13 protein-coding genes are annotated in these 14,370 nt (G+C 72.5%); 9 read left to right on the top strand and 4 right to left on the bottom strand.

What is annotated here, in order from left to right:
* Positions 1-129: 129 nt before the first annotated feature.
* Complete coding sequence (locus ABT294_RS09740; protein WP_350804779.1) at positions 130-1,539, bottom strand: dihydrolipoyl dehydrogenase family protein; 1,410 nt, start codon at positions 1,537-1,539, stop codon at positions 130-132.
* A 223-nt stretch (positions 1,540-1,762) separates the two neighbouring features.
* Between ABT294_RS09740 and ABT294_RS09735 the strand changes: the two genes are divergently transcribed.
* Genes ABT294_RS09735 through ABT294_RS09715 form a run of 5 tightly spaced genes read left to right on the top strand, consistent with a single transcriptional unit; the run spans position 1,763 to position 6,227 of the window.
* Complete coding sequence (locus ABT294_RS09735; RefSeq protein WP_350804777.1) at positions 1,763-2,365, top strand: biotin transporter BioY; 603 nt, start codon at positions 1,763-1,765, stop codon at positions 2,363-2,365.
* 8 nt (positions 2,366-2,373) lie between these two features.
* A complete protein-coding gene (locus tag ABT294_RS09730; protein ID WP_350804776.1) occupies positions 2,374-3,750 on the top strand; it encodes a class I adenylate-forming enzyme family protein in 1,377 nt (458 codons plus the stop codon).
* A 1-nt stretch (position 3,751) separates the two neighbouring features.
* Positions 3,752-4,888, top strand: a complete 1,137-nt coding sequence (locus ABT294_RS09725) for a thiolase family protein (RefSeq protein WP_350804775.1) — start codon at positions 3,752-3,754, stop codon at positions 4,886-4,888.
* Positions 4,889-5,563, top strand: a complete 675-nt coding sequence (locus ABT294_RS09720) for an energy-coupling factor ABC transporter ATP-binding protein (protein ID WP_350804774.1) — start codon at positions 4,889-4,891, stop codon at positions 5,561-5,563. It abuts the gene before it with no gap.
* A 58-nt stretch (positions 5,564-5,621) separates the two neighbouring features.
* Positions 5,622-6,227: an energy-coupling factor transporter transmembrane component T family protein gene (locus tag ABT294_RS09715; protein ID WP_350804773.1), complete on the top strand. Its 606-nt coding sequence runs from the start codon at positions 5,622-5,624 to the stop codon at positions 6,225-6,227.
* A gap of 83 nt (positions 6,228-6,310) precedes the next feature.
* On the opposite strand, the gene ABT294_RS09710 is transcribed toward ABT294_RS09715, so the two are convergent.
* Complete coding sequence (locus ABT294_RS09710) at positions 6,311-6,694, bottom strand: peptidase inhibitor family I36 protein (protein WP_350804772.1); 384 nt, start codon at positions 6,692-6,694, stop codon at positions 6,311-6,313.
* 343 nt (positions 6,695-7,037) lie between these two features.
* Here ABT294_RS09710 and ABT294_RS09705 point away from each other — a divergent pair, with 343 nt between their 5' ends.
* Positions 7,038-8,162 (top strand): monooxygenase, encoded by a 1,125-nt coding sequence (locus ABT294_RS09705; RefSeq protein ID WP_350804771.1) that lies wholly within the window; start codon positions 7,038-7,040, stop codon positions 8,160-8,162.
* 156 nt (positions 8,163-8,318) lie between these two features.
* Positions 8,319-10,001 (top strand): glycosyl hydrolase family 18 protein, encoded by a 1,683-nt coding sequence (locus tag ABT294_RS09700; protein WP_350804770.1) that lies wholly within the window; start codon positions 8,319-8,321, stop codon positions 9,999-10,001.
* A 181-nt stretch (positions 10,002-10,182) separates the two neighbouring features.
* Here the strand turns inward: ABT294_RS09700 and pdxR are convergent, their stop codons facing one another.
* A complete protein-coding gene (gene pdxR, locus ABT294_RS09695; RefSeq protein ID WP_350804769.1) occupies positions 10,183-11,781 on the bottom strand; it encodes a MocR-like pyridoxine biosynthesis transcription factor PdxR in 1,599 nt (532 codons plus the stop codon).
* 57 nt (positions 11,782-11,838) lie between these two features.
* Here pdxR and ABT294_RS09690 point away from each other — a divergent pair, with 57 nt between their 5' ends.
* Positions 11,839-12,531, top strand: a complete 693-nt coding sequence (locus ABT294_RS09690) for a B3/B4 domain-containing protein (protein WP_350804768.1) — start codon at positions 11,839-11,841, stop codon at positions 12,529-12,531.
* 53 nt (positions 12,532-12,584) lie between these two features.
* On the opposite strand, the gene ABT294_RS09685 is transcribed toward ABT294_RS09690, so the two are convergent.
* Positions 12,585-12,710 carry a hypothetical protein gene (locus tag ABT294_RS09685; RefSeq protein WP_350804766.1) on the bottom strand — a complete coding sequence of 42 codons (126 nt, stop codon included), beginning with the start codon at positions 12,708-12,710 and terminating at the stop codon, positions 12,585-12,587.
* A 113-nt stretch (positions 12,711-12,823) separates the two neighbouring features.
* Here ABT294_RS09685 and ABT294_RS09680 point away from each other — a divergent pair, with 113 nt between their 5' ends.
* Positions 12,824-14,155 (top strand): serine hydrolase domain-containing protein, encoded by a 1,332-nt coding sequence (locus ABT294_RS09680; RefSeq protein WP_350804765.1) that lies wholly within the window; start codon positions 12,824-12,826, stop codon positions 14,153-14,155.
* Positions 14,156-14,370 lie beyond the last annotated feature (215 nt).

Raw genomic sequence — 14,370 nt, 5'->3', positions numbered from 1 at the left:
AATTTCGCGCCGGGCGGCGAGAATTCGCGAAGTCGCGAACAGGCGGGCGCGCGCTGGCTAAAGTACTGCCTCAGCAGGCCCTGGCCAGAATGCCAAGAACAACCCACAACTGGCCAGGGTGCTGCGTTTTCAAAGCCCGTACGTCTCCAGCAGGCGCAGCCAGATCTCGGTGACGGTCGGGAACGACGGCACGGCGTGCCAGAGCCGCTCCAGCGGCACCTCCGCGGTCACCGCGACCGTCGCGGCCTGCAGCAGATCGCCCACGCCGGGCCCGACGAAGGTGACGCCGAGCAGCACCCGCCGATCCTCGTCCACCACCGCCTTCGCCCGGCCGCGGTAGCCGTCGCCGAGCAGGTAGGCGCCGGTGACGGCGGCCAGGTCGTACTCGACGGCGCGCACCCGGTAGCCCGCCCTGCGGGCGGCGGCCTCGGTGAGCCCCACCGTGGCGACCTGCGGGTCGGTGAAGACCACCTGCGGCGCGCCGTACCCGTCGGCGATGTCGCGGAGCGCGGGCAGGTCGTCGGGCTCGCCCTTGGCCCGCGCGACGATCACGTCGCCGCAGATCCGCGCCTGGTACTTGCCCATGTGGGTGAGCAGCGCGCGGCCGTTCACGTCGCCGACCGCGTACAGCCAGCCGTCGGCGACGCCGGTGGCGCGCATGCTGTCGTCGACCTCGACGGGGCCGTCGCCCAGGCCCACGGTGTCGAGCCCGAGCCCGCGGGCGGTGAGGTCGCGGCCGGTGGCCACCAGCACCTCGTCGGCCTCGAGCGGCGGGCCGTCCGGCAGCCGGACCGTCACCTTGCCGCCGGGCTCGGGACGCTCGACCGCCGTCACGTCCGTGTGGAAGCGGACGTCGATGCCGGACTCGGCGAAGGACTCGGCCACCAGCTCGCCCACGAACGGCTCCATCCGCCCGAGCAGCGTGCCGCCGCGCACCAGCACGGTGGTCTGCCGCGCGCCCAGCCCGTGCATGGCCTGGGCCATCTCGCAGGCGACCACGCCGCCGCCGATCACGACCAGCCGCTCGGGCACCGCGGTGACGGCGGTGACCTCGTGGCTCGTCCACGGCTCGGCCTCGGCCAGGCCAGGGACGGGCGGGATCGCGGCGCCGCTGCCGGTCGCCAGCACCACGGCGTGCCTGGCGGTGAGCACCCGCTCCGCGCCGCCCTCCGTGGTCACCCGCACCCGCCTGGGGCCGTCGAGCCTTCCGCGCCCACGGACGAACGTCGCGTTCGCGCTCTCGATCCACTGCACCTGGCCGGAATCGTCGTAGTGCGACACGGCCTCGTCGCGCCTGGCCAGCACCTTGTCGACCTCGATCGGGCCGAGCGACAGCCCCGGCACCCGCTGGACCTCGCCCGCCAGCCCCACCGGGCGCAGCAGCGCCTTGCTCGGGACGCACGCCCAGTAGGCGCACTCGCCGCCGGCGAGCCGGTCCTCCACGATGGCGGCGCTCAGCCCGCCGCGCGTCGCGCGCCCCGCCACGTTCTCACCGGCCGGACCGGCGCCGATCACGATCACGTCGAATTCGTCAGTCACGTCACCCTCCACAACGATCTGCGCCGATGGCGAGCAGTCTGCCATGTGAGCCCAGGTACGGCCCGGACGCCACCTTCCTCAGCGCGCCACTGAAGGGGCCGGGGCGCTGCGCAGGACACGACAGGCTTCGCGCAGAATGTTGTGGGATTCCTCCATGCGCGAACCGGGATGTTCTGGTGTGGGATCGGTCCTGTTCGTAGACATCTCACACCTAGGAGGGGGCATGCCCCAGTCCAGCCGGAGGTTTCCCACGGGGGATCTCGCGCGGGTCGCCGTTTTCGCGGCGCTGATCGCCGTGCTCGGCCTGCCGGGCGCGTTGAACGTCTTCGGCAACGCGGTGCCGATCACGCTGCAGACGCTCGGCGTGATGCTGGCCGGGGCGATCCTGGGCACGTGGCGTGCCGCGCTGGCCGTGGTCGTCCTGTTGGTGCTGGTCGCCGTGGGGCTGCCGTTGCTGGCGGGCGGCCGTGGCGGGCTGGCCGTCTTCGCGTTGCCGTCCGCCGGGTTCCTGATCGGGTGGGTGCCCGGCGCGGCCGTCACCGGGTGGCTCGTCGAGCGCGCCGGACGGACTCCCGGCCTCGGGCGGCTCATGGTCGCCTGCCTGGTGGGCGGGGTCGGGGTGATCTACTTGTTCGGCATCCCCGTCCAGGCGGCGATCGCCGGGATCTCGCTCGGCCAGGCCGCCCTGCTGAGCGCCGTCTTCCTGCCCGGGGACGTGGCCAAGGCGTTGATCGCGTCCGTGGTGGCGAGGGGGACACAACGGGCGTATCCCGACGCTGTGCCCGTGGTGCACCGCGAACGGATCCAGGCCGGCAGGGAGGGCTGACCCGTACGATGCCGGTCGCCGCACAGGTACTGAACCAGGCTCTGCGCCGTCCTGGGCGGACCGCGTTGCGCGGCGCGGAAGGCGAGGTGAGCTACGCCGACCTGGCCCGCAGGGTCCGTGCGGGCGCGGCTCACCTGGCCGCCCGGGGCCTCGCGCGCGGAGCGCTCGTCGCGATCAGCCTGCCCGACTCCGTGGACCTGCTCACCGCCGTCCTGGCCGCCGACCTCGCCGGCGCCACCCCGCTGGTGTGCGACCACGCCTGGGACGACGAGCAGCGGACCCGGGTGACGTCCGGCCTCCGCCCGGACGTCGTGATCGACGCGCCGCTACCCGTCGGGGACGTGCTCCTGGACGCGGGAGACCCGGGCCCCGGCGATCTGGCGTGGGCCTGTTTCAGCTCCGGCAGCACCGGAAGACCGCGTGCCGTCGTGCGCACCCGGGCGTCCTGGACGGAGTCGTTCTCCCACCTGAGCGAGCTGGCCGGGATCGGCCCCGACGACGTCGTGCTGGTGCCGGGCCCGCTGGTGTCCTCGCTGTACGGGTTCGCCGCGGTGCACGCGCTCGCGACCGGTGCGACGGCGGAGGTGCCCGGTCGGTGGTCGCCCGCGTCGCTGCGTGACCAGGTGCGGCGCGCGACCGTGGTGCACCTGGTGCCGCACTGCCTGCCCGACCTGCTGGACGCGCTGCGCGACGAGCCCGGCGCTCCGCTGCGCACCGCCGTGGTCGGCGGCGCGGCGTTGCCCGCCGGGGCGCGGGAGCGGGCGGCGGGGCTGCGGATCGTGTCCTACTACGGCGCGACCGAGCTGTCCTTCGTCGCCGCCGACCCCGACGGTGCCGGGCTGCGCCCGTTCCCCGGCGTGGACGTCCAGGTCAGGACCGCACCGGGGCAGCGGCTCGGCGAGGTCTGGGTGCGCTCGCCCTGGCAGGCGGAGGGCTACCTGGGCGGCGCCCCCGGCCCGCTCCGCACGGACGCCGACGGTTGGATGACCGTCGGCGACGTGGCGGAGCCGTACCGGCCCGGCGAGGCGTTGCGGCTGCGCGGCCGTGGCGGCGGCGCGATCCAGACCGGCGGCGCGACCGTCGTGCCGGAGGACGTCGAGGAGGTGCTCAGGAGCGTGCCCGGGATGAGCGACATCGTGGTGGTGGGCTCGCCGCACCCGCAGCTCGGGTCGGTGGTGACGGCGATCCTGGAGGTCGGCACGGCGGGACCGCCGCCGCGGTCGCTGCTGGAGGCGGTCGCCCGCGCGGGGCTGGACAAGGCCCAGCGGCCCCGGCGTTGGTACGGCGTCGAGAGCCTGCCCCGCACCCCGGCGGGGAAGCCGGCCAGGGGGCTGGTCGCCGCCCGCCTGGCCAGCGGCGACCCTGACATCCAGCGGATAACCTGACATGCGTGATGAACCGGTCATTGTGGCCGCCCGCCGGACGCCGATCGGCACCGCCGGGCACGCCTTCAAGACGGTGACGGTCGACCAGCTGGCGGCGCCCGTCATCGCCGCGCTCGCCGCGGACGTGCCGATCCCGGTCGAGGACGTGATCCTGGGCAACTGCATGGGCCCGGGAGGGAACGTCGCCCGGGTCTCCGCGCTGGCCGCCGGGCTGGGGCACGGCGTCCCCGGCGTCACGATCGACAGGCAGTGCGGCAGCGGGCTCGCCGCGATCCTCATGGCGGGCCAGGCGGTGCGCGCCGGAGCGGCGGACGCCGTCATCGCCGGCGGCGCGGAGAGCGCCTCCACCGCACCGCTGCGCGCCCACCGGGACGAGCCGTCCGCCCCGTACGCGCGGGCGCCCTTCGCCCCGGCCGGACACCCCGACCCTGACATGGGCGAGGCCGCCGAAGCGCTCGCCGCCGCCCGCGCGGTGAGCCGTGCGCGGCAGGACGCCTACGCCTGCGACAGCCACGCCAAGGCGCTGGCCGCGCGCGAGGCGGGCCGGTTCGAGCAGGAGATCGTCCCCGTCGGGGGCCGGGCGGACGACCAGCGGCCCCGGCCCGTGCGGATGGCGTCGCTGTCGCGGCTGCCCGCGGCGTTCGTCCAGGGCGGGTCGGTGACCGCGGGCAACTCGTCCCCGATCAGCGACGGCGCGGCGGCCGTGATGGTGGTGCCGGAGCGGGTGCGGGCGGCGTCCGGGCTGGCGGGGATGCGGTTGCGGGCCGGCGCGGTCGTCGGCTGCGATCCCGCGCTGCCCGGCTGGGGGCCGGTGCCCGCCGTCCGCCGGCTGCTGGAGCGCGCCGGGGTGGAACCGGAGCAGGTGGCGGCGGTGGAGATCGTGGAGGCGTTCGCCGCGCAGGCGCTCGCGGTCACCGACGCGCTCGGCCTCGATCCCCTCGACGCCGACAGGGACCGCGTCTGCGCCGACGGCGGCGCGCTCGCCCTCGGGCACCCGTGGGGCGCGAGCGGCGCCGTCGTGGTGACGCGGCTGTTCAGCAGGCTCGTCCGATCAGGCGCGCCGTCGGGAACGCTCGGCCTGGCGACGGCCGCGGTCGGCGGCGGCCTCGGCGTCGCCGCCCTTTTCGAGGTGGTGTGAGTGATCGAGCTGTCTGACGTGCACGTCCGGCTCGGCGAGCGGGACGTGCTGCGCGGCATCACCGCGACGCTCGCCGAGCGCCGGATCGGCGTGGTCGGTGCCAACGGCTCCGGCAAGAGCACGCTGGCCAGGCTGATCAACGGGCTGGCGCTGCCCACCTCCGGGCGCGTGACCGTCCAGGGGCTCGACACCCGCCGTGACGCCGCCGCGATCAGGCGCGGCGTCGGGTTCCTGTTCACCGACCCCGACGCGCAGATCGTGATGCCGACCGTGGCCGAGGACGTCGCCTTCTCCCTGCGCCGCAAGCGGCTGCCGGGCGAGGAGGTGGCGCGCCGGGTCCGGTCCGTGCTGACCAGGTACGGCCTGGACGGCCACGCCGACCACCCCGCCCACCACCTGTCGGGCGGCCAGAAGCAACTCCTGGCCCTGTGCTCGGTGCTGGTGCTCGAACCCGAGATCCTCGTCATGGACGAACCCACCACGCTGCTCGACCTGCGCCACTCCCGCCAGGTCGCCGCGGCCGTCCGCGACCTGCCGCAGCAGGTGGTCGTCGTCACCCACGACCTCGGCCTGCTCGCGGACTTCGACCGCGTCCTCGTCCTCGACCAGGGCCGCGTCGTCGCCGACGGCGAGCCTGGCCCGACGGTCGAGCACTACAGGAAACTGATGGCATGAACGCGGCTCACCGGCGTCTCGGCGTGACGGGCGGCGTCCGCGTTGAGGGAGGCGCGGCGTGAACGCGCTCACCGGGGCCTACGTCCAGGGCGGGTCGGTCCTGCATCGCCTGCCTGCGGGCGCCAAGCTGCTCGGGCTCGCCGCCTGCTGCACGGTGCTCGTCCTGTTGCGCTCGCCCGTGGCGATGGGGGGCGCCCTGGTCGTCGTGGCGTCGCTGTACGCCGTCTCCCGGGTGGGGGTGGCGGCGGCCTGGGCGCAGATCCGTCCGGTTCGCTGGTTCGCGGTGGCGCTGTTCGCCATGCAGGCGGTGTTCGTGGACCTGCCCTCGGCGGCGACGTCCACGCTCCGGATCGTCCTCGCCGTCGCCCTGGCCGGGCTGGTCACGCTCACGACGCGGACCAGCGCCATGATGGCGTGCCTGGAACGCTGCCTCACCCCCGCCCGGTTCGTCGGGCTTGACCCGTTCCGGCTCTCCCTGCTGCTCTCGCTCACCATCCGCAGCGTCCCCGTCGTCGCCGCGCTCGCCACCCGGGTGCGGGAGGCGCAGCGGGCCAGGGGCGTCGAGTGGAGCGTGCGGGCCTTCGCCGTCCCGCTGGTGGTGAGCACGCTCAGGCACGCGGACGCGCTCGGCGAGGCCCTCAGCGCCCGCGGCCTGGACGACTGACCCCCCGAATCCGGGGCACTCATGGCGCACGCCACGGGACGCGGCCCCGAAGCCCACGGGGGGCTCGGGGCCGCGGGTGGGGGTCAGCAGTGCACGTTCACCGCGTCGATGCGCCTGCCGAAGTTGGTGTCGTAGGCCCTGGCGTAGTCGCCGCTGGTGACGGGACGGAACTCCCGCGGATCCCAGTCGATGAAGCAGCCGCTGGTGTTGGCGTAGAACGAGTACACGTGGTCGTGCAGGTTGGACGGCATGTCGCGGTACCCGCTCGCGGGAGTCCAGCGCCACGGCGTGCCCGAGAAGTTGCGGTCGTGCCAGAAGCAGATCTCGCCCGCCCCGCACTGGTCGGCCGCCCGCCGGAGCGCGTCGGGGGCCGCATGGGAGGACGAGCCGGCGGCCTGGGCGGGAGCCGCGACGGCGGTGGGCAGCGCGACGACCGCGCAGAGCAGGGCGAGCTTGAGCGCCTTCATCTCGGGTCCTTTCGGTAGGGGGAAACCCGCAGGCACTCTATGTGACGCCACTGACACTTTCCGTAGTCGGAAGGTGACCTTCGGGTGGCGTCGAGCAGGTACAGATGTGACAGGTGAGGCGCGGCCCGCGCGGTGATCCGGCCCGCGCGGTGATCCGGCCCGCGCGGTGATCCGGCCTGCATGGTGATTCGGCCCGCGCGGGACCTGGGACGTGTGGCTGCACGTTGGTGGATCGGCCGGGCTTGGGGGTGCGTTGGTCGCACCCAGGCCGTCATACCAAGGGATGACGGAAAACGTCCTGGGGAAGGATGTTCGCCGTCGCTCGCGCGGTCACTGTGAGGATATGACTCGACTAGCCTGGACGGCCGCCGCGCTGGCCGCGGTCGTCCTGCTCGCCTCATGCGGCACGGCGCCACCGGCGGAGACGACCGGCCACAGCGGACACGTGGCGCGAGCAGCGCCGGTCGCCGCCCCGCTGCGTGACGGTGAGCGGTTCGCGTCCCTGAAGATGGCGGAGCCGTACACGCCGAGCCCGCCCAACGGTGGCACCGACGACTACCGGTGCTTCATCATCGACCCCAAGCTGACCAGCGAGGCGTTCCTGACCGGCGCGCAGTTCGAGCCGCAGAACAGCGCGATCGTGCACCACGCGATCTTCTTCAGGCTCAGCCCTGAGCAGGCCGCCGCCGCGCGCAAGCTCGACGCCTCCACTCCCGGTCAGGGCTGGACGTGCTTCGGCGACGCGGGCGTGGAGGATGCCTCCTGGGTCGCCCACTGGGCGCCCGGCACCAACGAGAAGCTGCTCGACCCGAAGTACGGCTACGCGATGCCGCCGGGCAGCCAGCTCGTCATGCAGATCCACTACAACACGCTCGGCGCCGACGGGCGGCCGGGCGCCGACCAGTCGGGCATCCGGCTGCGGCTCACCGACAAGAAGCTGGAGCCGCTGGCGACCGAGCTGTTCCCGGCGCCGGTGGAGCTGCCGTGCACGCCGCAGGAGTCGGGCCCGCTGTGCGACCGCGCCGCCGCCGTCGAGGACGTCGGCCGCCGGTTCGGGGAGGAGTCCAAGGCCCAGGTGGCGCAGCTGGCGAAGTTCTGCGGCGCGCCCACTCCCGGTCCGACCCAGCACTGCGACCTGCCTGTTCGGGGCCCCGCCACGGTGCACGCCCTGGCCGGGCACATGCATCTGCTCGGACGGTCCATCAAGGTCGAGCTCAATCCCGGCACCCCGAAGGCGCAGACCCTCCTGGACGTCCCGAACTACGACTTCGACGACCAGGCGCTGCGGGTGCTGGCCAAGCCCGTCAAGGTCGGGAAGGGGGACGTGATGCGGGTGACCTGCACCCACGACGCGGGCCTGCGGGCGCAGGTGCCGCAGCTGGGCAAGCTCAAGCCGCGGTACGTCGTCTGGGGCGAGGGCACCAGCGACGAGATGTGCCTGGGCATCGCCATCATGTCGGCGGCCTAGTAGCGCTGTCGGTCGAGGCCGCCGGTAGTCACCGGCGGCCTTGACGGATATTGACGGCTTCGCAGGCGGGGGTTACGTTCGTCTTAAATCAAAAGGAAACTTTCCTAATAGTTTCCTTTTGGCGACTCCCACCCCCCAACTGGATGTCGGAGCATCATGAGACAGAACCTCGGCAAGTTCCTCGCAGGAGTGGCGGCGTTACTCCTGCCGCTCAGCGCGGCCGTCCTCGCCCCGCCCGGCGCGTACGGCGCGACCACCTCCGCCAGCTCCACAGCCGCCGCCGCGGCGTGGGCCCCCTGGACCGCCTACACCGCGGGCACCCGGGTCACCTACAACGGCGTCGAGTACGAGTGCGTTCAGAGCCACACCTCCCAGCCGGGCTGGGAGCCGCCGAACGTCCCCGCCCTGTGGAAGGTCGCGAGCGGCGGGGGCAGCGACACCACCGCTCCCTCCGTGCCGGGGAACCTGCGTTCGACCGGGGTGACGTCCAGCAGTGTGTCGCTGGCGTGGAACGCCTCGACGGACAACGTGGGTGTGACGGGTTACGACGTCTTCCGTGGTGGGACGCTGGTCACGACGGTGACGGGGACGAGTTACACCGACGGCGGGTTGTCGGCGAGTACGTCGTACACGTACGCGGTTCGTGCTCGTGACGCGGCGGGCAACGTCTCCGGCAACAGCAACTCGGTGACCGCCACCACGAGCGGCGGCGGGGGCGGAGGCGGCAACAAGGTCCTCGGCTACTTCGTGCAGTGGGGCGTCTACCAGCGCGGCTACCACGTCAAGAACATCGACACCAGCGGCTCGGCGGCCAAGCTGACCCACATCAACTACGCCTTCGGCAACGTCCAGAACGGGCAGTGCGCGATCGGCGACAGCTACGCCGACTACGACCGGTTCTACAGCGCGGCCGAGAGCGTCGACGGCGTCGCCGACACCTGGGACGCCGGGGCGTTGCGTGGCAGCTTCAACCAGCTCCGCAAGCTCAAGAAGAAGTACCCGAACCTGAAGGTGCTGTTCTCCTTCGGCGGCTGGACCTGGTCGGGAGGCTTCGGGCAGGCCGCGGCCAACCCGGCGGCCTTCGCCGACTCCTGCTACAAGCTGGTCGAGGACCCGCGCTGGGCGGACGTGTTCGACGGCATCGACATCGACTGGGAGTACCCGAACGCGTGCGGTCTGACCTGCGACACCAGCGGCCCGGCGGCGTTCAGGAATGTGATGTCGGCCCTGCGCTCCCGCTTCGGGTCCGGCAACCTGGTGACCGCCGCCATCACGGCCGACGGCACGTCCGGAGGCAAGATCGACGCGGCCGACTACGGCGGCGCCGCGCAGTACGTCGACTGGTACAACGTCATGACGTACGACTTCTTCGGCGCCTGGGCCGCGCAGGGGCCGACGGCGCCGCACTCGCCGCTCAACTCCTACAGCGGCATCCCGATCGCCGGTTTCTACTCCGACAACGCCATCCAGAAGCTCAAGAGCAAGGGCGTCCCGTCGGGCAAGCTGCTGCTCGGCATCGGCTTCTACGGGCGCGGCTGGACGGGCGTCACCCAGTCCGCTCCCGGCGGCACGGCGACCGGGGCGGCGCCCGGCACGTACGAGCAGGGCATCGAGGACTACAAGGTGCTCAAGACCCGCTGCCCCGCCACGGGCACGGTCGCGGGCACCGCGTACGGCTTCTGCGGCGGCCAGTGGTGGAGCTACGACACGCCGAGCACGATCGGCGGGAAGATGAGCTACTCGAAGAACCAGGGCCTCGGCGGCGCGTTCTTCTGGGAGCTGAGCGGCGACACCACCAACGGTGAGCTGATCACCGCGATGAAGAGCGGGCTGGGCTGACCCGGTCCGAGCGCCTGACGGCAGGGCGTGTCCCCTTCGAGGGGGACACGCCCGTCACCGGGTGAAGCCGTCCCGCGAACGCCGATGCGCTCGGGCGGCGGCTCAGCGCGGTGACGTGCTGGGGCGGGGTGGCCCAGATCGGCGATGCGCTCAGGTGAGGAGGCTCAGATCGGCGGCGCGCTCAGGTGAGGCTGCGGAGGGCGGTGGCGAGGGTGGCGACGCCCTGCTCGATGTCGGACGGCGCGTTCGCCGCGTAGCCCAGGACCAGGCCGGGCGGGCCGGGGCGCTGACGGTGCCAGGACAGCGGCTGGACCTTCACCCCCCGGAGCAGCGCCGCCGCCGCGAGGTCGGCGTCGGCGAAGTCGGCGGCGAAGGTGATCACGAGGTGCAGTCCCGCCGCCGCGCCGTGCACGACGGCGCCGGGCAGGTGGGTCCCGATGGCCGCGATCATCGCGTCACGACGGCGGACGTGACGGCGGCGCAGGAAGCGCAGCTGGCGTTCCAGCGCGCCCGACTCCATCAGCTCCGCCAGGACGAGTTGCGGCAGGGCGGCGTTGCCGAGGTCCGCGTTCCGCTTGGCCGACACGAGGGCGTCCCGGTACCGCTCCGGCGCGAGCAGCCACCCCACCCGCAGGGCGGGGGCGAGCAGCTTCGACACGCTGCCCGCGTAGCAGACCCGCTCGGCCAGCAACGACCGCAGGGCGGGCACCGGGGGACGGTCGTAGCGGTGCTCGGCGTCGTAGTCGTCCTCGATGATCAGGCCGCCCTCGTCTGCCCACCGCACGAGCCCGCGCCGCCGGTCGCCGTCCAGCACGACGCCGGTCGGGAACTGGTGCGCCGGGGTGAGCATCACGGCCTGGACGCCGAGGGCGCGCAACTCGTCGACGCGCACCCCGCGCGAGTCCACCGGGACGGGCGGGGTGTCGAGCTGCCAGCTCCGCAGGTGCTGCCGGGCCCCGAGCGATCCTGGGTCCTCCACGGCCACCTGGGTGATGCCGTCCTGCCGGAGCACCTGGGCGAGCAGGCCGAGCGCCTGGGCGACCCCGGCGACGATGACGATCTCCTCGGGGGCCGCGCTGATGCCCCGGTAGCGGGCCAGCCAGTGGGCGACGGCCAGGCGCAGGGCGGGCGTCCCGCGCGGGTCGCCGTACCCGAAGTCGGCGGGGACGAGGCGGCCGAGCACGGCCCGCTCCGCCCGCAGCCACGCCGCTCGCGGGAACGCGGCGAGGTCCGGCACGCCGGGGGACAGGTCGATCCGCGCGGGCGCCTCCCGCAGCGCGTCGAACACGTCACCACCAGGATCAGCGAACAACCCCGCCGCTCCGCTCGGCTGCGCTGCCGATCGCCCGGCCTGTGCGGAAGGCATGTCCAGGAAAGGCGCCTCCGGCGCGGGAGGTGGCGCGGCCGGTAGGGAAGCGTCGGTCGGGAAGGGACGCGCGGGGCCGGGAGGCGTGGCTGGGCGGGAGGGGTGCCGGGCCGTCACCGGGGCGGCGACGACGGTGGTTCCGGCGCGGCCGCGGCCCGCTATCAGCCCGTCCTCCGTCAGGCGCTGGTAGGCCTCGGTGACCACGCCGCGTGAGACGCGCAGGTCCGCCGCCAGGGTGCGGGTGGCGGGGAGCTTGCTGCCCACCGGCAGTCGGCCGTCCGAGATCGCCAGCCGGAGCTGTGCCGCGAGCCAGCCGGCGCGGCCCCGCACGGGCGCGTCGTCGATGTTCAGCTGCAGGAAGTCCGAGCCGGACAGTATGGACCTGTCATCTGGAGGTGTTTTGGTCCTACCCATCAGACCATTGTGGCGGCAGAGTGACAGTCGAGAACGCTCCAGACAGGGAACCGCCGCATGTACTTCCAGCACTCGGCCGAGATCTGGTCGGCCCATCCAGAGCTCGTCGCGGGCGCCGTCCTCGCCAAGGGGATCACCGCCGACGCCTCCGTCGACCCGCAGGTGGCGAGGTTGTGCGCCATCGCCGAGGCCAGGCTGGCGTCGGGCTCGGAGGGCGAGTTCCCCGAGATCCAGGCGTGGCGGCGGGCATTCTCGAGGATGGGCCTCAAACCCACCCAGTACCGGTGCGCCGCGGAGTCGTTGCTGCGGCGCTTCAGGAAGGAGCGCGCCCTCCCGCGCATCCACCCCCTGATCGACCTCTGCAACGCGATCTCGCTCGCCTACGCGACCCCGGTGGCGGTGTTCGACCTCGCCAGGATCGCGGACGGCCTGGAGGTCAGGCACGCGAACGGCGACGAGACCTACCTGACCTTCTCCGGCGACACGGAGCACCCCGACCCGGGCGAAGTGATCTTCGCCGACGCGGAGGGGCGGGCCCACGCCCGGCGGTGGAGCAACCGGCAGAGCGGCCACTCCGCCGTGCGCGACACGACGGCCGAGGTGCTGGTCGTCGCGGAGGCGATGCACCCGTCGGCGGCAGAGGACGTGCCGCAGCTCATGAGCGTGCTCGCCGACGAACTGGCCGGCATCTGGGGGGACGCGACCGACACCGCGATCCTGACCCGGCCGTCGCCCCGGTTCACGTGGTGACGACGCGTGAAGTCGCCGTCCTCACGTGGTGATGGCGCGCGAAGCCGCCGTCCTCACGCGGTGAGATCATTCGCTTTCTCACGTGCGTGCTGTTTGACCAGCTCGGCCCTTTCCCGTCGCAGCCGGGCCAGTTCCTCCTGCTCTGACTCCGCCAGCGCCGCAAAGGCGTCACGTGTCACAGGGGCACTCTAGCTCGGCGGCCGGATGGTGACATTCCAGCCAGCTCTACCACGGTTGGCCAGGTGGCGGGATACCTTCGGCCGCGGCGCGTCCCTAGGGTCCCTCGATATGGATGATCCCTACCGCATCGCCCCCCAAGGACGGGGGCGGGCGGCGGAGCCTGCACCACCTGGGAGCGGCAGCACGAGGGATGTGGTCATCTCGGATCACTTGTCACCACGCTGAGGAGAGTTCACATATGCGACGTACCATGACCCGCAGTCGTCTGGCGGTCTTGATTGCCCTCGTCGTCGGAGGGACCGGGTTGAGCACCCTGCCGGCCGCTGCGGTCGCGGCTGACGGTTCGGCGCCGGTTGACCGGCGAGCCCTGCAGGCTGCGCTGGACCAGATGACTCAACGCGACGGACTTCCCGGAGCACAGGCGGTGGTGGCCGAGCGCGGTCGCACCACGATCATGAGCAGCGGTTTCGGTGACCTGGAGTCGCGGCGGCCGATGCCGGGACCGGACGGCCACCTGCGGATGGGCAGCAACGTCAAGACCATGGTCTCGACCGTGGTCCTCCAACTGCTGGAGGAAGGCAAGGTGTCATTGGACGCGCCTTTGTCCACGTACCTGCCCGCAGTGGTGCCCACCGCTGCCGGCGACGCTGAGAAGATCAAGCTCAGGCATTTGCTGCAGCACACCAGCGGCCTGCACAACTACACCGACGACGTCCCGGCCGCCTCGCGGTTCCAGCCGTTCGAGCACTACACCCGCCAGCGCCTGTTGAAGATCGGATTCTCCAAGAAGCCCAACTTCGAGCCCGGGACGAACTGGAGCTACTCCAACACCGGTTACGTGCTGCTCGGCATGGTGATCGAGAAGGTCACCGGACACCCCTGGCAGGAAGAGGTCGCCAAACGCGTCTTCGCGCGAGCCGGAATGCGTCACAGCTACTTCCCCGGGGAGTACGAGTACGGCGTCCGCCGCCCGCACGCCCGCGGGTATATGCAGGTCAAAGGTGCCGACGGCAAGATCAAGACGGCCGACGTCACCGAGTGGGATCCGAGCCAGGCCGACGCCAACGGAGCCGGCGTCTCCACCCCGGACGATCTGAACCGTTTCTACACAGCCCTGCTCGGCGGGCGCCTGCTCAAGAAGGCGACACTCACGCGGATGAAGACCGTCATGCCCGTGCCCAACCCGCAGATGAAGCTGGCCTACGGCCTCGGCCTCGGCCGCTACACCCTTCCCTGCGGCGGATACGCGTGGGGGAACGGAGGCAACATCGAAGGATTCCAGACTCTCACCGGGGTCATCATTGACGAACGCGGCCGGATAACCCGCACTGCCACCGTGGCAACCAACACCACGTTCACCGACGCCAACGTCAACGGGGGCGCCGATCACCTCAAAGCCCTGTACACCGCTCTCTGCACCCACTCCCGGGACTCCGCCGGATGAGCCCCACAGGGAGGAGGCTCCTCTGCCTGGTCTCCTCCGGCCGCGTTCGTTCTGTCGGCCATCCCGCTGCCTGTTAGAACACGCCGCTCTGCCGGCGGGCACGGCGCTGCTCGCCGCGGAGGTGGCCACTGGACGTGGCCGGTCGTCTATATGATCGCGATCGCGGCACTGTCCAGCCTGGCGGCCAGCCGGCTGCGCTCGGGCGAACGTCGTCA

It is taken from the genome of Nonomuraea sp. NPDC000554 (assembly GCF_040300065.1).
Classification (GTDB): Bacteria; Actinomycetota; Actinomycetes; order Streptosporangiales; family Streptosporangiaceae; genus Nonomuraea.
Note: the sequence above shows the minus strand (reverse complement) of the source record. Positions and strands in the feature narration are given on the sequence as shown.

Bases quoted from the DNA above. Each gene is read 5' to 3' on its own strand.
- ABT294_RS09735 (WP_350804777.1), top strand. From the start codon at position 1,763: ATGCCCCAGTCCAGCCGGAGGTTTCCCACGGGGGATCTCGCGCGGGTC.
- ABT294_RS09705 (WP_350804771.1), top strand. From the start codon at position 7,038: ATGACTCGACTAGCCTGGACGGCCGCCGCGCTGGCCGCGGTCGTCCTG.
- ABT294_RS09725 (WP_350804775.1), top strand. From the start codon at position 3,752: ATGCGTGATGAACCGGTCATTGTGGCCGCCCGCCGGACGCCGATCGGC.
- ABT294_RS09730 (WP_350804776.1), top strand. From the start codon at position 2,374: ATGCCGGTCGCCGCACAGGTACTGAACCAGGCTCTGCGCCGTCCTGGG.
- ABT294_RS09680 (WP_350804765.1), top strand. From the start codon at position 12,824: ATGATCCCTACCGCATCGCCCCCCAAGGACGGGGGCGGGCGGCGGAGC.
- ABT294_RS09700 (WP_350804770.1), top strand. From the start codon at position 8,319: ATGAGACAGAACCTCGGCAAGTTCCTCGCAGGAGTGGCGGCGTTACTC.
- ABT294_RS09710 (WP_350804772.1), bottom strand. From the start codon at position 6,694: ATGAAGGCGCTCAAGCTCGCCCTGCTCTGCGCGGTCGTCGCGCTGCCC.
- pdxR (WP_350804769.1), bottom strand. From the start codon at position 11,781: ATGGGTAGGACCAAAACACCTCCAGATGACAGGTCCATACTGTCCGGC.
- ABT294_RS09690 (WP_350804768.1), top strand. From the start codon at position 11,839: ATGTACTTCCAGCACTCGGCCGAGATCTGGTCGGCCCATCCAGAGCTC.